The sequence below is a fragment of the Comamonas odontotermitis genome (genome assembly GCF_040396735.1).
Lineage (GTDB): Bacteria > Pseudomonadota > Gammaproteobacteria > Burkholderiales > Burkholderiaceae_C > Comamonas > Comamonas odontotermitis_C.
The window spans coordinates 394,091-415,393 of the sequence record NZ_JBEBNZ010000001.1; the positions used below are offsets into that span (position 1 = coordinate 394,091).

Here is a 21,303-nt window from a genome sequence, read left to right on the forward strand (position 1 = left end):
CCATCTACCGAGGATTTTCGGGAAGCCGCCATGGCATAAGAGTGGCAGCTTGGTAGACCAAGCAGTAGATTGAGATTAGAGGGACGCAGAAATGATGACTGTAAGTCGAGTATTCAAGGAGCGCGGGGATATGGTCTTGGCAAGTAAAAAACATAAATGCAGTGATCAAGCAGTTATGCATCACAAACTCAAAACAACAAAGCCTCTTGCGCAATGGCTATGCACCAGTTTGTTAGTTGCCTCCGTGGTCTCTGCTTCGCTGGCCTCGGCGCAAGGCATCTCCGGCATCGGCGCCTTTGCTCCCAACACCGAACTGGGCTTTGCACCCGTTGCCGCGGCAGGCGAGCCACGCATCAACTGGATCAATGGGGAATACCAAGAAACCAACAAAGACCTTAGCGTCAAAGTGCTGGGCGGCACCCTGGACATAGCCCGCTCCTGGAGCCAGGGCCGCTGGTGGCTCAACCCCGCCTGGGCGCCCCTCAACTTCGAGCTCGATCCCCTGGGGGCAGATGTCAAAGTCATCGAGCGCGTAGGCGTCATCTACGAGCGTATTGGTCAAAGTGGCCAAAGCGCCCTGTACATGGCCAAAAGCAAAGGCAACGCTCCGGTCTACATCAAAAAACTCGTCGATGCTGCGCAGCCTCCCGCCCAGCAACACACAGGCTGGCAGTGGTATGACCGCTTTGGCAACACCATTACGTATGACAAAGACGGCCGCATCCTGAACTACGCCAACGCGAGCGGCGTCAAAGTCAGCTTTGCCTATGACACCACCAACACCAACAGCGCTACCAGCGCCCGCATCCTCGACCACTTTGGCAAAACCATCTACACGGTAATCATGGCCAATGGCCTGATCACCAAGGTCGATGACCTGGCAGGGCGCAGCGTCAGCTACCAATGGACGGGTACCCAACTGACCCAGGTCACTGACGTCATGGGCAACCTCTGGAAGTACGAATACGACGGCAACGGCCAAATCACCAGCCGTACCGACCCGGTAGGCTTCAAAACCACCGTCCAGTACAGCCAAAGCATCAAGGCACCCGAGCCCATGCTGGCCCTGGGCAAAAAAGGCACCACCATCGACCCCGCAGGCACCAGCGGCACCACGCAAAAACTTGCCAACATCTGGGGCGGCGGGCGTGTGGGCCGGTTTGACGGGCAAAGCGGGTGCTCGGCCACCGGCGCCAACCACTACCTGCGCGAGCAACGCGTCTTTGAAGTCACCTACACCGACTGCCGGGGCAACGCCACCGTCTACATCTACGACCTGCAAGGCAACGAACTTAACCGCACATTCAACGGAAAGAAAACCGCCTCCAACCAATGGGACGGCGCCTACAGCCAGAAATACACCAACGCACGCGGCTACAGCACCACCACCACCTACGACACCAACTACCAGCCCCTGCAAATCACCCACCCCGATGGCAGTGTAGAGAAATACACCTATGAGCCCGTGTTTGGCAGGCAGAGCAGCTACACCAACCAGCTGGGCGTCGTCAGCACCTGGCGCTACGACAGCAAAGGCAACGTCACCGAATGGGTGGAAGCCAAAGGCCTGCCCGAACAGCGCACCACCGTCTACACCTACGACCAGTACGGCCAACTCACCAGCACCACCAAAGGCGCGGCAGATGCCAAACAGCAGGACGCCATCACCCAAAGCTGGCAATACGACAGTGCGGGCAATGTCACAGCCCAAACCGATGGAGAAGGCAACACCAGAAAAATGGCCTACGACCTGCGAGGCGCTCCCACCAGCAGAACCGATGCACTAAATCGCACCACCAGCTTCACTTTTGATGCAGCGGGCAACCTCACCAAGACCACCAATCCACTGGGCAATGCCACCCAAATGCGCTATGACGCCAGAGGGCGCAGAACGCACACCATCACCCCGATGGGCAACACCTCCGTCACCCGCTATGACGAAAAAGGCCGAATCGTAGAAATCCTCGCCCCTGGCGAGACCGAAGGCGCGGGCCGCAGAACGGTCTATGACAGCAACGGCTGGCCCATCCAGTCCATCAGCCCCAGCGGGCTCATCACGGAAACTACATACGACAACGAAGGCCGAACGAAATCCAGCAAGGATCCAGCAGGCAACGTCACAAGCTATGAATACGGAGTAGGCGGGACAGCGCAAGCAGGCCAATTAACTGCAGCGCAGTACCCCACGTACAAGGAAACCTACCAATATGACCAGCAAGGTCGCCAAATAACAGTGACGCAGCATCTGGAGAACAGCCAGCCTAGAACTCAAAGTCAGACCTATGACGCACTAGGTCAACGAGTCGCCAGCACCGACCCCGCAGGTAGAACAATACTCGGCAAATACGATGCATTGGGGCGCCCCATTCTAATCACTGACCCTGTAGGTAACGTGACGAGTCAAAACTGGAATGCACACGACCAGCTTATCGCGGTGACCGATGCCAATGGTAATACTCATCGCTTTGACTATGATAAGACAGGCGGAGTCACCAAAGAAACCCGCCCCATGGGTGGAACAATCCAGTACAGCTACGACGCTGTAGGCCAGCTGATCAAACGAACCGACGCTGGCCAGAACACACGTGACTATAGCTACAGCGCAGCAGGCCTGATTGTGACGGAAGAGCACAATCTGCAAGGCACGCAAACGGATCAACGCATCAGCTACCGCTACAACGCTGATGGTCAACTGAGCGGCTACGAACAAAAAGATGGCAACAACGTCCTCATCAGCAGCGCCAGCTACACCAAAGACGACCGAGGACGCACCACGCAAAGCCAGATCACCTACGGTAAAGTTAATGGCACAGGCAGCTTCAGCTTCACTATCGGTCAGGGCTTCAATGCCGATGACCAACTGGCGAGTCAAACCTATCCTGAGGGCAGCAGCGGCACATTCAGCTATGATAAAGGCCAATTGGCAAGAGTGACACTGCCCAACCAAAGTGTAATTACCTATGGCAACTACCTATGGCAGATGCCAACGAAAATTAAAACGCCTGGCGCTACGAAAGTGCTCTCCTTCGATGCACTGCAAAGACCTTTGAGCATTGAAGTAATAAATAGCATGAGCACAGCCCCATTGGCAAGCCGTTATTACCGATACGACCAAGCCGGCAACATTGTGCAAACTAAAAGCGACTTGGGCCAAACACAATACGGGTACGACAACCTCGACCGACTCATAAAGGCACAGCCTGACGAAAGCCTGCAAAAACTGGGATTGCCGATAGAGCAGTACACCTATGATCTTGTTCATAATCGTACTAGCAGTGCACATCAACCTGGTACATGGAACTACAACGCGGATAACCAACTTACGCGCTATCCATACTTGAAACCCTTCACATTGGAAGCAACTCCACTCGACACTACCGTGAACTTCACGCCTCAGGGGCACACAAGCTTGGAAACTAATGCGCAGGAAGAAAAGCGTTATGTCTACAACGCGGCTGAACGCTTGGTAGAGTATAAATCAACCCGATTCGGAGACGCTATACCGAGTATCAAGGCTCAATATCGATATGACCCTATGGGTCGGCGTATCAGTAAGTCTATAACGGACGCACAACAGAGCGGAACAAGTACTACCTATTTTGTGTATACCGACGCGGGGTTGATGGGTGAGTTGAATGGCTTAGGCGAGCTCACGCGCGCATACGGATTTAATCCAAACATGGCGGAAAAAGGGCTGTGGAGCACGGAGCCTTTATGGCAGGCTGATAAGGATATCGGAAAAGGACAAAAACTAAACCTTGCAAATGACAATGATGCAGTCTATCAGTATTTGCAAACGGATTATTTAGGAACCCCGATGCTCGCAGTTAATAACGTTGGAGATGTTAGCTGGAGTGTATTAATGGAGGCATTTGGATCTGCGAATGTCAACAGTTCGGCATTTTTTGAAATGAATTTGAGATTCCCGGGGCAGTATTTTGATGTTGAATCTAATTTGCAATATAATTATAGACGAGATTATTTATCGTATAGAGGGGTTTATTTGCAAAGTGATCCTATTAGTATTCGTGGGGGGATTAATTTTTATGAATATTCGCGCAATAACCCAAACATGATATTTGATAGCAATGGGTTAATTTCCTCGGTGCAAGGGTATTCTCACTATTGTGGTAGATCTGGCACGGATTTAAGCATGAATTTTTCAGAAATTAATTTTTCTGGAGCTGAAGGCGAAATAAGAAATAAAATCGTGGAAAAAATTGGATCAAACTGCACGGAGAGAAAGATTCCGTTCTATTGGGTTAGATCATTCAATGCATCAGGAGATGATTTTTTTCTAATAGGGAGTCTTTCGGTAAAAATCGATGGCAACATATCTGTAAAATGTGATTGTTCATGGTCATTTTCTGCATCGATGGAATCTGCTGTTGGTTATGATTTGTACGATTTTAATAAGGCCAATAGGGGTTTTATTGGAGAAACACTAACCGCTATAGGGAGAAATGTCTGTGATAAAGGAGTCGACTACAAAATTCACCTGCTAGGGAAAAGTCAAATTAATCAAAATGGCATTGTAAGATTTGGAAAGAATACATGTTGTGGCGAAAAATGATGATTGGGTTTTCAGTAATTTTGATTGTCGTTTTTATTTCGATCTATATTTTTTATTTTAATAATTATAAAAATGATAACATGAGCTGTATATTTCAGGGGTATCAGAACTCTGTTGAAATGGCAATAAAAGGTCTTAGAGTGACAAATACACTGAAGAATGGGGAAAGCGCGAGTCTTATAAATACTGCCTCACATAACGGTCGTATTGATTATTTCTTTTTAATTGATGATGGCGTTTTTAAAGTTATTGTCTTGAATGACGGCTGTGTTTTGGAAATAGAGCGGCAGTAAGCACCACGATGGGGGTAGGTCTTTAATTTTGAGCCACCCGGCGTTAACATTGAGGTACGGTATATCTCTTTGGGCGTTGTTGCATAAATCCAGGTTCCAGCTGGGGTAGCCTCGAACGATGAGAGAGACGAGCTGGGGTCGGGTAGGTACCGCACAACAAACTGGAAGGCGTACAACGCAGCGTTGAAGGCGCGAGGGGATCTGACCATCTGGCTCGATAGGGAGATGCAGTGGCTAGCCCCACCCACGGGCAAGCGTGGTTGTTGCCAGAAGTTCTCAGATACGGCCATCCAGTTTTGCCTGACCATCAAGAGCCTGTTTGGCCAGCCCTTGCGCCAGACGCCGGGCCTGGTGTAGTCGCTATTGCGTATGGCAGGCCTATCTCAGTGCCCGACTACAGTACGGTGTGCCGCAAACAAAAGAGCTTGGACGTGCGGGTGCGTTACCTGGCAAGCGACAAAGGCTTGCACATGCTCGCTGACTCCACGGGCATCAAGTTCTTGGGCGAAGGTGAGTGGAAAACCAAGAAGCACGGAGCTGAGCGGCGCCGCCAGTGGCGCAAGGTGCATCTGGGTATTGATGCCCAGACGCTGCAGATTCGGGCCATCGCAGTCACAACCAATGAAGTGGGCGACTCGCCCATGGCTGCCGACCTGCTAGGTCAAATCCCAAGCCATGAAGAGATAGTTAGCTTTACCGGTGATGGAGCGTACGACACGCAGGATGTGCATAAGGCGTGCTACCTGAGGGGAGCCATTCCAATCATCCCGCCACGCAAAGGAGCGAAGCTGCGCAAAGGGCTGGCATTTGCTCACCGCAATGAAGCGGTCAAGGCGTGTAGGAGGTTGGGGCGGGCTATCTGGAAAAGATGGAGTGAATCGCCCCGACTTGGCTAGACACTCTTGAGCCGTTGGGAATGGCGCTGTTCAAACTCGATGGGCGATAGCCCTGCTGCCGATGAATGACGGCGCTGCGAGTTGTAGAACATCTCGATGTAGTTAAATATATCCGCTCGCGCATCGCTGCGAGTCGTATAGATACGACGTCGGATGCGTTCGCGTTTGAGCAGTTGGAAGAAGCTCTCCGCCACAGCATTGTCATGGCAGTTGCCGCGTCGACTCATGCTGCTGACTAGATTATGGTCCCGCAGGAAGGCCTGCCATTCGTGGCCTGTGAACTGGCAGCCTTGATCGGAATGGACCAGGACCGATGCATTGGCTTACGTCGCCATAATGCCATCAGCAGCGCATCCAGCACCAGAGCCGTATCGATACGACTGCCCATGGACCAACCCACCAGCACCAAGGCATGCGTTGCCCTCACCGTGGCAGCGCTGTATGTGCTATGGCAGCATCTGTTTACTGAGGGTCGCTGGGTGTTCTTGTTGGACCACGCCAACCTCGCCATCCATGAAGCCGGGCATCCCATCGTGGGCATCTTTTCCAGCCACCTGGCCGTGTATGGCGGCACCCTTTTCCAACTGCTGTTTCCGCTCTTGTTTGTGCACCACTTTTGGCGACAGCGCCAGAGCCTGGGTTTTGCCGCTAGCTGGCTGTGGTTTGGCGCAAGCCTGTTGAATGTGGCGCGCTACATGAAAGATGCACGTGCACAGCTGCTGCCACTAGTTGGTGGCGGTGACCATGACTGGACAGAGATTTTTGGCCGCTGGAATGTGCTTGGCAGCGATGTACGAATAGCCGGATTTTTTGGCTTGGTAGGTACAAGCATTTGCTTGGCTGCAATGGCTTGCCACTCATCCGTAGTCACTTCCTCCCAATAGTCCCTCAGCCACATACATTGCCTTCTTTGTCTATTCTTTAAACCCGCTAACACCACTCTTGATACGTCATTGCTTCGTCGGGGGCGCCCAGCCGGGGGCGCCCAGCTAGGAGCACCTAGCCTTGTCGTACGTTTGTGCTGCCTGCGGCTTCGCCTGACGCGGCCCGGCCTGGCGCGGCCCGGCGCCTCGTCTCAACCGCAAATCTACGATTTGCTGGGTTGTGTTGGCGGCTCTTCATGTGCGGCGAGCGGGTATGTTTGTGCGGCGGGCACAGTTGACGCTCAACAACGGTGTCTATTCTTTTGAGTGTTCGCCACAGGCCCAGCCATGTCAACCAGGGGTGTTGCGTTATGTGCTTCTGCGTTGAATTAGTCCGGTTTTGTATGGCGCATTCGGCCAGCCGCTCGCTTTGCCCTGCAAAGCCAGGGCGCCATGCACGCGCATGAATCCCTGTTTGCGTATGACGGGCGATTGCTAGCAGTGAATGGTGCTGTATGAAAAAACAGTATCATTTGCGCAAATGCTGCCGCCCCATCGTTTCTACTACCTGCACAACTTTCAGCGTGCGCTCGACTGGATTGGCGAGCGCTATGCGGATTTGCTGGATGCGCGCGAGCAGGCGTTTCTGGCCGGTTTTTCCGGGCTGCCGCAGCCGTCGCAGGCGTTGCTGGTGCGCATGCTGATGCGGCGGGGCCCGTGGTTTCGGGTGGACAAGCTGGTGTACGAGGAAATCCCCGATGTTCCGGCGGCCGCAGGCCCCTTGCTCGCGCAAGGCTGGATCGATGCGGATGCCGCCATGGCCTTGGCCGAGCTGTTTGCGCTGCACACCAAGCCAGAGCTGCTGCAGATACTGAGTGGTTTGGGCCTGCAGCGCTCGCTGGGTAAACGCGAAATGCTTCAAATTTTGCAGCAGACCGAACCAGAGGCGAAGCCCTACGCGGCATGGTTTCCTGCTGCTCCGCATGCGGCGTGGCGCGTGGCGATCAGCGATCTGGCCGAGCGGTTGCGGCTGATGTTCTTTGGCAATCTCCACCAGGATTGGTCGGAGTTTGTGCTGGCCGATCTGGGTATCTTCCAATACGAATCGGTGGCGTTCGATGCGCAGTCGCGGGCCTTCCAATCGCGTGCCGACGTGGATGGGTATCTGGCCCTGCAGCAGTTGCGCCAGTTGCTGGACGAGAGCGGTGATGCGGCGGCAGTGCTGGCGGCCATTGACGATGGCCGTGGCGAAGACTGCTGGCGCAACCCCTGGCTGGAGCGGCGCCGCGCCAAGCTGCTGCTGCGCGTGGGCCAGGCCTGTGAGCGTGCGCAGGATTGGGCGCTTGCCGGCGAGGCGTATGCGCGGTGCAACTACCCGGGCGCGCGCCACCGGCGCATTCGGGTGTTGGAGCGGCAGGCGCTTTTCGGTGATGCGCTTGCTCTGGCGCGGACGGCGCAGGCTGCGCCGGAGAGCGACGAGGAAAGCCAACGCATTGCGCGCATGTTGCCGCGCCTGCTGCGCAGCCTGGGTGAATCCCGCCCTGGCCGCCGTGCCCATCTGCAGCCCGAGGTGGCGCAGATGCGCATCGATGTGGAGCTGGAGGCGCCACGCCCACCCACGGCGGTGGAATACGTACTGCGTGACCACTGGCAGAGCGATGCGGCGCCGGTGTTCTATGTGGAGAACGCGCTCATCAACTCGCTGTTTGGCCTGCTGTGCTGGCCAGCCATTTTTGCGCCGCTGCCGGGGGCGTTTTTCCACCCTTTCCAAACCGGCCCGGCAGACCTCGGCGCGCCTGATTTTGCAGCGCGCAGGGCAGCGCTGTTTGATGAATGCCTGGCGCTGCTCGATGGCGATGGCTGGCACGAGGTGATTCTGCAGCGGTTTGACGCCAAGGCAGGCACGCTGTCGCCCTTTGTGTTCTGGGGCACGCTGACGCCCGAGCTGCTGGCGCTGGCGCTGGCCTGCATTCCTGCGGCGCATCTGAAGCTGCTGTTTGCGCGGCTGCTGCGCGATGTGAAGGCCAACCGCAGCGGTTTTCCCGATCTGGTGCGTTTCTGGCCCGCAGAGCAGCGCTACGAGCTGGTAGAGGTGAAAGGCCCGGGCGACAAGCTGCAGGACAACCAGATCCGCTGGTTGGAATACTGCGCCGCGCACGGCATTGCGGTGCGCGTGTGCCATGTGCGCTGGCGCGATGGGGAGACGCCTTCTTTGGGGGCGCCCTTGGGCGATTCCGCCGTGGGCACCTCTGGTGGGGGCATTGCGTGAGCTACGCCATTGCCGTGCGCGCGCTGTGCGAGTTCACGGCCCGTGCGGGCGATCTGGACTTGCGCTTCACCCCTGCGCCCACGGCGCTTGAAGGCGTGGAAGGCCATGGCGTGGTGCGCGCACGACGCAGCCAGGGGTACGAGGCAGAAATCAGCCTGTCCGGCCAGTGGGACGATCTGCTGGTGCGTGGCCGGGCCGACGGGTTTGACCCGGATGCGCAGCAGCTCGAAGAAATCAAGACATATCGTGGCCAGCTGGAACGGGTGCCCGCCAACCACCGCGCGCTGCACTGGGCACAGGCCAAGGTGTATGCGCACCTGCTGTGCCAGGCGCGCGGCCTGCCGCAGATACGGGTGGCGCTGGTGTATTTCAACATCGGCACGCAGCAGGAGACGGTGCTGGCCGAAACCTGGGACGCCGCGCCGTTGCAGCAGTTTTTTGAAGGGCTTTGCCAGCGCTTTCTGGCCTGGGCGCGCAGCGAGGCGGCGCACCGCAGCGCGCGCGATACGGCGCTGGCGGCGCTGCGGTTTCCGTTTGCGCAGTTCCGCGCCGGGCAGCGCGAGCTGTCGGTGGCGGTGTACCGCACAGCCAGCACCGGCGAGGCGGGAGCCTGCCTGATGGCGCAGGCGCCTACGGGCATCGGCAAAACGCTGGGCACGGTGTTTCCCATGCTCAAGGCCTGTGCCACGCAGGGGCTGGACAAGCTGTTCTTTCTGACGGCCAAAGGCACCGGCCATGGGCTGGCGCTGCAGGCGCTCGCCACGGTCAACACACAGCTGCGCACCCAGGGCGAGGCCGCGCAGCTGCGGGTGGTGGACTTGCAGGCGCGCGACAAGAGCTGCGAGCACCCAGACAAGGCCTGTCATGGCGATTCCTGCCCGCTGGCCCGTGGTTTTTACGACCGGCTCGCCGCTGCGCGCGCCCAGGCGTTTGCGCACCACAGCGCACTGGAGCCTGCGCAGGTACGCCAGGTGGCGCTGGCGCACCAGATCTGTCCGTACTACCTGACGCAGGAGCTGGCGCGGTGGAGCGACGTGGTGGTGGGCGATTACAACTACTTTTTCGACAGCGCGGCCATGCTGTATGCGTTGACGCAAGTCAATCAATGGAAGGTGGGCGTGCTGGTGGACGAGGCGCACAACCTGCTCGAACGCGCCCGCCGCATGTACACGGCCGAGCTGCCGCAGTGGGCGCTGGTGGCCGCGCGTGCATCGGCCACCGGTGCGGTCAAAAAGGCGCTCGATGGCCTGCAGCGCCAGTGGGCCGCCATCAACCAGGCGCAGGTACAGGATTACGAGGTGCATGAGAGCGTGCCCGCTGGCTTGCTGGGCGCCTTGCAGCGCGTGGTGGGGGTGATTGCCGATGCCCAGGGCGACAGCCCGCTGCTGCCGGGCGATGCGGTGCTGGATTTTTACCTGGCAGCGCTGCAGTGGCTGGCGCTGGCCGAGCAGTTTGGTCCCCACGCGCTCTTTGATGTGAGCCGCCATGCCAGCGGGCAGGCTGCCATGGCTCGCACAGCAGGGCGCAGAAAGCCGCTGTCCACCCTGTGCATTCGCAATGTGGTGCCCGCGCCGCACCTGGTGCCCCGCTATGCGGCAGCGCAGGCCGTGGTGCTGTTTTCGGGCACGCTGAGCCCGGCGCAGTTCTACCAGGATCTGCTGGGGCTGCCACAGGCCACCCGTTGCGTCGATGTGCCCGCGCCATTTGACGCGGCGCAACTGCAGGTACGGGTGGCGGGCCATATCTCCACCCGTTTCAGGGACCGCGAGCGCTCGCTGGCACCGATTGCCGATCTGGTGGCAGAGCAGTACGCCCGCCTGCCGGGCAACTACCTGTGCTTCTTCAGCAGCTTTGACTACCTGCAGCGCGTGGCGGCCTGCATGCTGGAGCGACACCCCCACCTGCCTCTGTGGCAGCAGACGGCGGCGATGGACGATGCCAGCCGCACGGCATTTCTCGACCGTTTTGTGGAAGACGGGCAGGGCATTGGCTTTGCCGTGCTGGGCGGCGCGTTTTCCGAAGGGGTGGATTTGCCGGGCAAGCGCCTGATTGGTGCCTTTGTGGCAACCTTGGGCTTGCCGCAGGTCAACCCCATCAACGAACACATGATGCAGGCCATGGTCGGGCGGTTTGGCGCAGCCCGGGCCTACGACTACACCTATTTCTATCCGGGTCTGCGCAAGGTGGTGCAGGCCGCAGGCCGGGTGATTCGCACCGAGCAGGACCGGGGAGTGGTGGTGCTGATCGATGACCGCTACCGGCGCGCTCAGGTGCGCGCCTTGCTGCCAGCCTGGTGGCATGTAGAGGGGCGTTAGCAGGCTTTTGCTATGCTATTTAATGATCTGGCGCGCACCCACCAAGCGCTGGCGGCCGGTTTTGTATAAATTCTGGCGCAGCGCTGCCGTGCCATGGCCTGCAACGGCGTGGCAGCCTGCCAAGACGGCATGACGACCGTACTGGCGCTTGGCGGGCCAGGGGCCTGGGCAAAGTCAACCAGCCCATCGCCAGATCGAGAGGCGCCATGAGCTGGGGCGCACTGCGGGGGCATAGGCACAACCCGTAAAATCACCGCTTTTGCAGATGCCCCCGTGGCCCTGCATGCCTGATTCTGAAACGCCCGATGTTCCTGGCGGCCCGGAGCGCTTTGCGCAGCCTGGGCTCCGGTGCGGGCGCCTGTTGGTGCTTTCATGAACAACACCCCCCCATCCTTTTTCAGCCGCATCGCCATTGCGATCGGCAGTTTTTTTGCCATTCTCGGCAACGGCCGTCTGGCAGGCGATGTCAGCCGCTTGCGCGGCGGCGAGGCCCTGGCCGCCGATGTGCAGCCCCAGGAAGTGCGCGTTGAGGTCCCCATCGAGAAGATCGTCGAAGTCCGCGTGGAAGTACCGGTGGAAAAAATCGTCGAGAAGACCGTGGAAAAGCGCGTCGAGGTGCCGGTCGAAAAACTGGTGGAGAAGACCGTTGAGGTGCCGACCGACACCGCCGCCCTGCAACTGCTGGGCCTGATGCAGCGCGAGGCGCGCTTTGTCGACTTCATCCAGGAAGAGGTCGCACCCTACACCGATGCCGAGATTGGCGCTGCCGCCCGTGTGGTGCACGAAGGCTGCCGCAAGGTGCTGCGCGAGCATTTCGCCATGGAGCCCGTGCGCCCTGAGGCGGAAGGCAGCCGCATCACGCTGCAGGCCGGTTTTGACGCCGCCGCCGTGCGGCTGACCGGCCATGTGGTGGGCCAGGCGCCCTTCACCGGCACGCTGGGGCATCGCGGCTGGCAAGTAACGCAAGTTAAGCTGCCGCAGCTCACCGATACGCAAGCCGCCAAAATCATCGCGCAGGCCGAGGTGGAACTGTGAGCATGGAGCACAACGCACAGTACAGCATCGGCATTGACCTGGGCACCACGCACTGCGCGCTGTCGTGGGTGGACAGGTCCGCCAGCGATGGCGAAAAAGTGGTGCAGGGCGTGCTGGACATTCCCCAGCTCTCCGGGCTGGCCAGCGTAGAGGCCAAGCCGCTGCTGCCGTCCTTTCTGTACCTGCCGCACGAGAGCGAGCTGACGGCCGCCGACATGGCGCTGCCATGGGGGGCGCAGCAGGATTTTGTGGTCGGCGAGCTGGCGCGCACGCGCGGCGCTGCCACGCCGATCCGTCTGGTCTCCAGCGCCAAGAGCTGGCTGTGCCACCCCGGTGTGGACCGCCGCTCGCCGCTGCTGCCCGCCGATGCGCCACCCGAGGTGCACCGCGTATCACCGCTCACCGCTTCCATCCGCTACCTCTCGCACCTGCGCTGGGCCTGGGAGCAGGCCCACCCTGAGGCGCCGTTTGACGCCCAGGACATCACCGTCACCATTCCCGCATCGTTCGACCCTGCAGCGCGCGAGCTGACGGCCGAGGCGTGCAAGGCCGCAGGTTTCCAGAACCTGACGCTGCTCGAAGAGCCCCAGGCTGCGCTGTACAGCTGGATTCAGGCCACGGGTGGCGACTGGCGCAAGCAGGTCAGCAACGGCGACGTGATCCTCGTCGTGGACGTGGGTGGCGGCACCACCGACCTGTCGCTGATCGCCGTGCTCGAGCGCGATGGCAATCTGGAACTGCAGCGCGTGGCCGTGGGTGAGCACATCCTGCTGGGTGGCGACAACATGGACCTGGCCCTGGCCTACGGCGTAGCGCGCAAGCTTGCCCAAGAGGGCAAGCAGCTCGACGCCTGGCAGACCCGTGCGCTCGCCCATGGCTGCCGCGCCGCCAAGGAGCAGCTGCTGGCCGACGAAAACCTGCAGGCCGTGCCCGTGGTGGTGCCCAGCCGTGGCAGCAAGCTCATCGGCGGCAGCATCCGCACCGAGGTGACGCGCGCCGAAGTGCTGGCCATGCTGGTGGAGGGCTTTTTCCCCCAGGTGGCCGTCGGCGACAAGCCCCAGACCCGTGCGCGCGGCGCGCTCACCCAGCTGGGCCTGCCCTATGCGCAGGACGCGGCCGTCACCCGCCACCTGGCGGCCTTCCTGTCGCGCCAGGCAGGGGCGACCGAGCAGATCGAAGGCCTGCAGGGCACGCAGCCTGCGGGCGCGAGCTTCCTGCATCCCACGGCCATTCTGTTCAATGGCGGCGTACTCAAGGCTGCGCAAATCGAGCAGCGCATTCTCGCCGTTGTGAACGGCTGGCTGGCGGCTGAAGGTGCGCAGCCCGCGCGCCTGCTTGATGGCGCCAACCTCGACCTGGCCGTTGCGCGCGGCGCTGCCTATTACGGCCATATCGCTGCCATGGGCCACGGCGTGCGCATCCGTGGCGGCACGGCGCAAAGCTATTACGTGGGCGTGGAATCGAACATGCCCGCCATCCCCGGCATGGAGCCGCCCATCTCGGCGTTGTGCCTGGCACCCTTTGGCATGGAAGAGGGTACGGAAGTGGCGCTGGACGCGCAGGAGTTCGGCCTCGTCGTGGGCGAGCCGGTGCGCCTGCGCTTCTTTGGCTCCAGCGTGCGCCGCAGCGACGCCGTTGGCACCATGCTCGACTTCTGGGGCCCCGAAGAACTAGTGGAACTGCAGGAGATCGAAGCCCATCTGCCCGCCGAGGGCCGCGCGAGCGGCGAAGTGGTGCCCGTCACCCTGCATGCCCGCGTGACCGACATCGGCACGCTGGAACTCAACGCCGTGCCTGTGGGCGGCAACGAGCGCTGGAAGGTGGAGTTCGATGTGCGGGCGGAGACTGTAGCCGCAGACGCCGAGTCTGCCGCGTATTGATACCTTGACCTGATCCACCTGCCGCATGACTGCCGTGACTGAAAGCACTTCTTTTGGCTCCGCACGTTATGTGGTGGGTATCGATCTGGGCACCAGCCACACCGTCGTCGCCAGCGTGCCTTTGAGCGGTGTGGCCGCAGAGATTGCGCTGCTGAACATTCCCCAGCGCAGCACGGCTGGCGAAGTGCTTGCGCAGCCCCTGCTGCCTTCGGTGCGCTACCAGGCGGCACCCGGCGAGCTGGGAGACGCCTGGCGCGAGCCCTGGCCGCCGCAGGGTGCCGATGCACAGGCACCCGCCATTATCGGCCGCTGGGCGCGTGATCTGGGCACGGCCGTGCCGGGGCGGCTGGTGGCCAGCGCCAAGAGCTGGCTGTCGCACACCGGTGTGGATCGCACGGCGCCCATCCTGCCCTGGGGGGCGGCTGAAGATGTAGCCAAGATATCTCCGCTGGCGGCATCGAGCGCCTATCTGGCCCACGTTCGCGCCGCGTGGGACCGCGCACACCCCGAGGCCCCGCTGCACCAGCAGACCGTGGTGCTGACCGTGCCTGCCTCGTTCGACGAAGGCGCGCGTGCGCTGACGCTGGAGGCCGCGCAGTTGGCGGGCTTGCCCGGCGTGCATCTGCTCGAAGAGCCCAAGGCCGCCTTTCACGACTGGCTGGTGCTGCAAGGCGAGCAACTGGCATCTCAACTGGCGGGCAGCCGGCTGGTGCTGGTTGTCGATGTGGGCGGCGGCACGACCGACCTGACGCTGATCCGCGTGGATGCGTCGCCCGATGGCGGCCTGCCCGTGCTCACGCGCACGGCCGTGGGCGAACACCTGATGCTGGGTGGCGACAACATGGATCTGGCACTCGCCCACCAGCTGGAGGCGCAGTTCGCAGGGGAGGGCGAGCGATTACCTGCGCCAAGATTTGCCCAGCTGGTGCAGCGCTGCCGTATCGCCAAGGAGCAATTGCTGGCGGCCGATGCGCCCGAGCGCGTGGCGGTGACGCTGCTGGGCGGCGGCAGCCGCCTGCTGGCCCAGGCCCGTAGCGCCACGCTCACGCGCGAGCAGGTGCGCCAATGGGTGGTCGATGGTTTTCTGCCGCCCGCGCAGATCAGCGATGTTCCCGCCCGGCGCCAAGGCGCGTTGCGCGGCTTTGGCCTGCCGTATCCGGCCGATGCGGCGATTTCGCGGCATCTGGCGCAGTTTCTATCGCAACACGCTGCAGGCGCCGGTGCGGCCTATCTGCCCGATACCGTGCTGCTCAATGGCGGCGTTTTCCACGCCCATGCCGTGGTGGAGCGGCTGACCGAGCAGCTCTCGGCCTGGCGCGGCAGTTCCGTGCGCGTGCTGCACAACCCGCACCCTGATTGGGCCGTGGCGCGCGGCGCGGCAGCGTATGGACTGGCGCGTTTTCAGCCAGTTGTTGAAGAAAAAGCGGATTCGCACGAACAGGGTCAGGCGCAGGTTGCTGTCAAAATTGACAAGCCAGTGGCTACCGCGCGCCTGCCACAGATCGGCGGCGGCTCGGCGCGTAGCTACTGGCTGCTGTTGCCCGCAAAATCCGGCGCCCGCCCGCAAGGCATCTGCCTGTTGCCGCGCGGCACGGAAGAGGGAGTGCGCATCGTGCTCTCGGGCCGGCGCTTTGCGCTGCGGCTGGGCGAGGCTGTGCGTTTCAATCTGCTGGCCAGCAGCCGCAGCGATATACCGGCGCAGGCGGGGCAGATTGCAGAGATCGGCGGCGAGGGCTGGGTGGAACTGCCACCGCTGTCCACGGTGCTGCCCGCACCGCAAGGGCGCGATAAGGCTCAGGTCGAGGTGCAGTTGCAGGCCAGCATGACCGAAGTGGGCACGCTGGAAGTGCGCTGCGTACCCGCGCAGAAGTCCGAAGGCGCTTCCCCATCCTGGCTGCTGCCGTTTGTGGTGCGTGGTGCGGTAGACCATGCTGCTGATGCTGCTGATTTGGTCGCTGATGGCGCAGATGAAGATGCCGTTGGGAGCCAGAACGGCTTGAAATCATCGGATGCGCGCCTGCCCGAGGCCGTGGCACTGATCGACCGCATCTTCGGCAACCAGGCGCAGGATGTGACGACCAAGGAAGTGCGGCAGCTGCGCCAATCGTTGGAAAAAGTGCTGGGCCCGCGCGAGGCCTGGGGCATTGCCCTGCTGCGTGCCTTGTTCGATGCCCTGCTGGCCCGCGCCCGGCGCCGGCGCCGCTCCGTGGAGCACGAGCGCGTCTGGCTCAATCTTGCAGGCTGGTGCCTGCGGCCCGGCGTGGGGGCCGAACTCGATGCCTGGCGCATGGAGCAGGTCTGGGTGCTCTATCCCCATGGACTGGGCCATGGCAAGGAAGCCGGCACCTGGACCGAGTGGTGGGTGTTCTGGCGCCGCGTGGCGGCGGGCCTGAGCGAAGCGCAGCAGATGGAGCTGCTCGAAGACGTGGCTGGCCACATGCAAAAAGCCGTGCAGCAAACTGCCCGGGGCAAGAGCAGCCATGGCAGCTACGACGACATGCTGCGCCTGTTTGCCGCCATGGAGGCCGTGCCCTGGCAGTACCGCCAGGAAATGGGCCAGTGGATGCTGCAACGCTTGAAGCGCCCCGAGGAAACCGTGCAGACCTGGTGGGCCATCGGCCGCCTTGCTGCGCGCCAGCCGCTGGCTGCCAATGCACACCGCGTGATGCCGCCCGAGGCTGCGCAGGAGTTTTTGAACGCCACGCTCGCCCAGGATTGGCGCAGAAACGAAACCGCCATGTTCGCCGCCGTGCAGATGGCCCGCATGACAGGTGACCGCGCGCGCGATCTGGCCGATGCCCCGCGCACCCAGGTGCTGGAGAAAATGCGCGCCGCAGGCGCCCCGCCGCGCTGGATCGCCATGGTGGAGCAGGTGGTGCAGATGGAAGCCGAAGACCAGAAGCGCAGCTTTGGCGACAGCCTGCCGCCAGGGCTGGTATTGCTGTAGCCGTAGCAGTTTTTGTCGCCAAGGCGGAACGGTTCGCGCGTGCTGTGGGCGCTTTGCCTGTAAATTGGCAGCTTCCGTGTCATCTGTGGGCCATGGGCCGCCGCGCCATGAAAGATTCTGTATTGCACATTCGGCCGCTTGCCGCTGGCGATTTGCAGGCACTGCTGGCGCTCTACCAGCATTTGCATGCATCAGACGACCCTCTGCCGTCTCCTGCTCGGGTGGAGGCCATCTGGGCAGACCTGGTGGCCGATCCGCACAATCTCTACCTGGGCGGCTTTGTGGGCGACCAACTGGTGGCCAGTTGCGTGCTCACCACCATCCCCAACCTCACGCGCGGCTGCAGACCGTATGGTTTGATTGAGAACGTGGTGACGCACGGGGCATTCCGGCAACGCGGGTTTGGCAAGGCTGTACTGCAGCACGCCTTGCAGCAGGCCTGGGCCCAGGGGTGCTACAAGGCCATGCTGATGACTGGCCGCAAGGACGAAGCGGTGATGCAGTTTTATGAAGGCGCGGGTTTTGACCGCCACGACAAGCAAGCCTTTGTCGCCCGGCCACCGGCGTGACCGGTGCAACAATGCACCGACTCCATTGCGCAGCAACCGGGAGGGTGCTGCCAACAAGTACAAACCTACCGAAAGAGTTTGCTATGAAATTTGATGTTGTGGTGCGCACTGGCCATGCGCCTGAAGCTGTTTTTTTCCCCAACCGACGGTGGCTGGTCTTGGCTGCTGGCGCTGCCGTGCTGGCTAGCATGCCGCAGGCCTGGGCGCAGGCGGTGGGCAACTGGCCTGCCAAACCCATCACCTTCATCGTGCCTCAGGCGCCCGGTGGAGCCAACGATGTGATTGCACGCGCGGTGGCGCAGGGCCTGGAGAACTCGCTGGGCCAGCCCGTGGTGGTGGAGAACCGGCCCGGCGCCAATGGCAACCTGGGCACGAGCCAGGTGGCGCGCGCTGCAGCAGACGGTTACACCTTCCTGGTGACGGCGCAAAGCGCCTACACCATCAACCCGGCGCTCTACACCACGGTGCCGTTTGATCCGCTCAAGGATTTCACGCCCATCATGCAACTGGCGGTGGCGCCATACCTGCTGGTGGTCAATCCCAAATTCCCCGCCAAAACGCTGGACGAGCTGGTGGCCTATGCCAAGGCCCAACCGGGCAAGGTGGAATATGCCTCGGCAGGCAACGGCACGCTCAACCACCTGCTGGGCGAAATGCTGAAAAAGCAGAAGAAGATCGAGTTGCTGCATGTACCGTACAAGGGCGCATCGGCTGCGGCCACCGATGTGGTGGCGGGCCAGTTGCCCATGACGTTCGGCAGCTTTCCCGGTGTGATGCCCTTTGTGACCAGCGGCAAGCTGCGCGTGCTGGGCGTGGCTTCCGACAAGCCCACGCAGTTGGCCCCCGATATTGTGCCCCTGGGCAAGGATCTGGCGGTCACCAGCTGGTACGGTCTGTTTGCTCCCGCTGGCACGCCTGATGCCATCGTCACCCGGCTGCACGCTGCCATCGCCAAGGTGATGGCAACGCCCGCCATGGCAGAGCGGTTGAAGGGGCTGGGCGCAGAGCCCGTGCAGTCCGATCCGCGCAGCTTCAAGGCAGCCCTGCCTGCCGAGTTGGCCTACTGGAAGCAGGTGGTGCAGGATTCGGGGGCGCACATTGACTGATGCACAACTGCTGGCAGCCTGCGCCACTGTGCCCCGGGTAGGCCATTTACCCGCCGGGCCGCGCAATGCCATTACCGATGTGGCGGGCCTGCGCGTGGGTCACTGCACCGTTGCCCAGGGCGACCTGCAGACCGGTGTGACGGTGGTGGTGCCGCCGGCGGCCAACCCCTTCTTGCACAAGCTGCCAGCGGGGCTGGCGGTGATCAATGGCTTTGGCAAGAGTGCGGGCCTGGTGCAGCTGGCCGAGCTGGGCCAGATTGAAACGCCCATCGCACTCACCAACACCTTTGGCGTGCCGGCCGTGGTGCAGGCGCAGATTGCCGAGTGCATTGCCGCCAACCCCGAATGCGGCCGCAGCCTGCCCACGGTGAATGCGCTGGTGCTGGAGTGCAATGACGGCTACCTGAGCGACATCCAGCGCATGGCGGTGACGGCAGACCACTATCGCCAGGCCGTGCAATCTGCCGCCTGTGACGTGGTCCAGGGCGCAGTGGGTGCGGGGCGCGGCATGTCGTGCTTTCAGCTCAAGGGCGGCATTGGTACGGCTTCGCGTGTGGTGGAGATGGCGGACCGCCACTACACCGTGGGGGCGCTGGTGCAGGCCAATATGGGCAAGCTCGCTGACCTGCGCTGGGGCGGTATGCCGGTGGGTGCGGCGCTGCAGCAGCGCCTGCAGGCCAAGGAGCAGCAGGCTGCGCCCGGCGATGGTGTGGACAAGGGGAGCATCATCATGCTGCTGGCCACCGATGCGCCGCTGGACAGCCGCCAGCTTAGCCGTGTGGCCCGGCGCGCCGCTGCGGGGCTGGCGAATACGGGCTCCTGCTATGGCCACGGCAGCGGCGATATTGCGCTGGCGTTCAGCTGTGCCTATACGCAGCCCGCCGATGTGAACGAACCCATGCCCGCCGTGGCAATGGCGCACGAGACGCAGCTCGATCCGCTGTTCCGCGCCGCGTCAGACGCCGTGGAGCAGGCGATCTACCATGCGATGTGGCATGCGCAGACGGTGCAGGGGCGCGATGGCCATCGCCGCTGGGGCTGGCAGGATCTGTGGAAAGACTGAGCAATGAAAGTACTGATTTCTGTTGATATCGAAGGCGTGGCAGGTGTCTACCACGCCGAACAGGTGCGTGCGGGCAACCCCGAGTACGAGCGTGCCCGCCGCTGGATGTCCCAGGAGGCCAATGCGGCGATCGATGGCGCCTTTGCAGCCGGGGCCACCGAGGTGTTCGTCAACGATTCGCACGGCGGCTTTCGCAATATGCCGCCCGATCTGCTGGATGCGCGGGCGCAGGTGATTCAAGGCAAGCCGCGTTACCTGAGCATGGTGGCCGGCGTGGAGCTGGGCGTGGATGCGGTGTGCATGGTGGGTTACCACTCGCGCGCCCAGGGGCGCGGCATTCTGGCGCACACCATCAATGGTTTTGCGTTTGCGCGGGTCTGCATCAACGGCCAGCCAGCCAGCGAAGCCCATATCTACGGTGCGCTGGCTGGCGCCTACGGCGCGCCGGTGGTGATGCTGGCAGGCGATGATGTGTTGCGCGCGGAAAACGAGGCCCTCTTTCCCTGTGCCGTGTTTGTGCAGACCAAGCGTGCCACGGGCCACGCAAGCGGCATCAGCCTGGCGCCCGAGCAGTCTCAGGCCGCGATCCGCGAAGGGGTGGTGCTGGCGCTGACGCAACGCGCGCAGTGCGAGCCGCTCCTGGCCGTCAGCCCGGTGCGGGTGGAGATCACCGCGACCTCGCCCGGCATGGCCGATCTGTTCTGCCAGTGGCCGACGCTGGAGCGTGTGGATGGCTGCACCGTGCGCTTCAGCGCGCCAGAGATCGAGTCTGCCGTGCGCATGGTCAACTGCCTGTCAGCCATGTCGTCAATGCTGCGTTAGGCCGCTGCACCTCGGTGCTGCGTGCAGCAGCCGCGGCGTTGCTCAGCGTATGGGTATCTGCACCGAAGCGGGTACCGGCACCGCCGTCACGCTGTTCTGTGGCGAGCCTTCGATCACGCGGTCGGAATAGGTCATGTAGACCAGCGCGTGGCGGCTGGTGTCGACCATGCGCACCACGCGCAGGCGCTTGAAGAGCAGCGACGTGCGTTCGCTGAACACTTCATCCTGCTGCTTGATCGGCTTGTCGATGGTGATGGGCCCCACCGGCACGCAGGCAATCGACGCTTCGGAGCGGTCTTCCGCCAAGCCCAGGCCGCCTTTGATGCCGCCGGTCTTGGCGCGTGAGACATAGCAGGTCACGCCCTTGACCTGGGGGTCGTCATAGGCTTCGACGACGATCTTGTGGTCGGGGCCGACCAGCTTGAAGACCGTGTCCACCGAGCCGATGGTCTCCGGGCTGGCCATGGCGTGGCCTGCTGCGGAGCAGGCACCTGCCACCAGCACGGCGCGCAGGCAAGGGGTAAATCGCATCATCGAATACTCCTGTAAAAAATCCTTGAAATCCGCGCTGCCGCGCATCTGTCAAGGATTTTGTATTTTATTTTGATAGAAGATGCCGGCGAGGCCGGCATCTTGGGGGCAGCGCGGTTTCAGCGCAGCCGCTACGCAGTT

The 21,303-nt window shown here is 61.7% G+C and carries 12 protein-coding genes and 2 pseudogenes; 12 read left to right on the forward strand and 2 right to left on the reverse strand.

From position 1 onward, the window contains the following. Positions 1 to 94 precede the first annotated feature (94 nt). Both ACH2DG_RS01730 and ACH2DG_RS01735 read left to right on the forward strand, forming a co-directional pair. Positions 95 to 4,573 (forward strand): RHS repeat-associated core domain-containing protein, encoded by a 4,479-nt coding sequence (locus ACH2DG_RS01730; RefSeq protein ID WP_395023993.1) that lies wholly within the window; start codon positions 95 to 97, stop codon positions 4,571 to 4,573. Positions 4,574 to 4,998: 425 nt separating this feature from the next. Next, positions 4,999 to 5,741 (forward strand): annotated as a pseudogene (locus tag ACH2DG_RS01735) (IS5 family transposase); the annotation flags it as partial. Between the two features lie 17 nt (positions 5,742 to 5,758). On the opposite strand, the pseudogene ACH2DG_RS01740 reads toward ACH2DG_RS01735, so the two are convergent. Then, positions 5,759 to 6,165 (reverse strand): annotated as a pseudogene (locus ACH2DG_RS01740) (IS3 family transposase); the annotation flags it as partial. Here ACH2DG_RS01740 and ACH2DG_RS01745 point away from each other — a divergent pair. The 10 genes from ACH2DG_RS01745 (at position 6,149) to ACH2DG_RS01790 (ending at position 20,631) form a co-directional block, all read left to right on the forward strand. Continuing rightward, positions 6,149 to 6,646 carry a hypothetical protein gene (locus ACH2DG_RS01745; protein ID WP_395023994.1) on the forward strand — a complete coding sequence of 166 codons (498 nt, stop codon included), beginning with the start codon at positions 6,149 to 6,151 and terminating at the stop codon, positions 6,644 to 6,646. The pseudogene ACH2DG_RS01740 and the gene ACH2DG_RS01745 overlap by 17 nt on opposite strands. 520 nt (positions 6,647 to 7,166) lie before the next feature. Further along, complete coding sequence (locus ACH2DG_RS01750; protein WP_395023995.1) at positions 7,167 to 8,894, forward strand: VRR-NUC domain-containing protein; 1,728 nt, start codon at positions 7,167 to 7,169, stop codon at positions 8,892 to 8,894. Further along, positions 8,891 to 11,209, forward strand: coding sequence for an ATP-dependent DNA helicase (locus ACH2DG_RS01755; protein ID WP_395023996.1), 2,319 nt, complete (start codon positions 8,891 to 8,893; stop codon positions 11,207 to 11,209). Before ACH2DG_RS01750 ends, ACH2DG_RS01755 begins: the two co-directional genes overlap by 4 nt. A 372-nt stretch (positions 11,210 to 11,581) precedes the next feature. Then, positions 11,582 to 12,244 carry a DUF2760 domain-containing protein gene (locus ACH2DG_RS01760; protein WP_395023997.1) on the forward strand — a complete coding sequence of 221 codons (663 nt, stop codon included), beginning with the start codon at positions 11,582 to 11,584 and terminating at the stop codon, positions 12,242 to 12,244. Positions 12,245 to 12,246: 2 nt separating this feature from the next. Then, the gene (locus ACH2DG_RS01765; protein WP_395023998.1) at positions 12,247 to 14,124 is read left to right on the forward strand and encodes an Hsp70 family protein; all 1,878 of its coding nucleotides are present in this window, start codon (positions 12,247 to 12,249) and stop codon (positions 14,122 to 14,124) included. A gap of 25 nt (positions 14,125 to 14,149) precedes the next feature. Beyond that, positions 14,150 to 17,071, forward strand: a complete 2,922-nt coding sequence (locus tag ACH2DG_RS01770; protein ID WP_395023999.1) for an Hsp70 family protein — start codon at positions 14,150 to 14,152, stop codon at positions 17,069 to 17,071. 107 nt (positions 17,072 to 17,178) lie between these two features. Beyond that, complete coding sequence (locus ACH2DG_RS01775) at positions 17,179 to 17,640, forward strand: GNAT family N-acetyltransferase (protein WP_395024000.1); 462 nt, start codon at positions 17,179 to 17,181, stop codon at positions 17,638 to 17,640. Between the two features lie 83 nt (positions 17,641 to 17,723). Beyond that, positions 17,724 to 18,746: a Bug family tripartite tricarboxylate transporter substrate binding protein gene (locus ACH2DG_RS01780; RefSeq protein WP_395024001.1), complete on the forward strand. Its 1,023-nt coding sequence runs from the start codon at positions 17,724 to 17,726 to the stop codon at positions 18,744 to 18,746. Beyond that, complete coding sequence (locus ACH2DG_RS01785; RefSeq protein ID WP_395024002.1) at positions 18,739 to 19,809, forward strand: P1 family peptidase; 1,071 nt, start codon at positions 18,739 to 18,741, stop codon at positions 19,807 to 19,809. The genes ACH2DG_RS01780 and ACH2DG_RS01785 overlap by 8 nt, the downstream gene beginning before the upstream one ends. A gap of 3 nt (positions 19,810 to 19,812) precedes the next feature. Beyond that, on the forward strand, positions 19,813 to 20,631 hold the full coding sequence (locus tag ACH2DG_RS01790) for a M55 family metallopeptidase (protein ID WP_395024003.1): 819 nt from the start codon (positions 19,813 to 19,815) through the stop codon (positions 20,629 to 20,631). Between the two features lie 42 nt (positions 20,632 to 20,673). Here ACH2DG_RS01790 and ACH2DG_RS01795 read toward each other — a convergent pair whose 3' ends face one another. Continuing rightward, on the reverse strand, positions 20,674 to 21,162 hold the full coding sequence (locus ACH2DG_RS01795) for a CreA family protein (RefSeq protein WP_395024124.1): 489 nt from the start codon (positions 21,160 to 21,162) through the stop codon (positions 20,674 to 20,676). Positions 21,163 to 21,303: the final 141 nt, after the last annotated feature.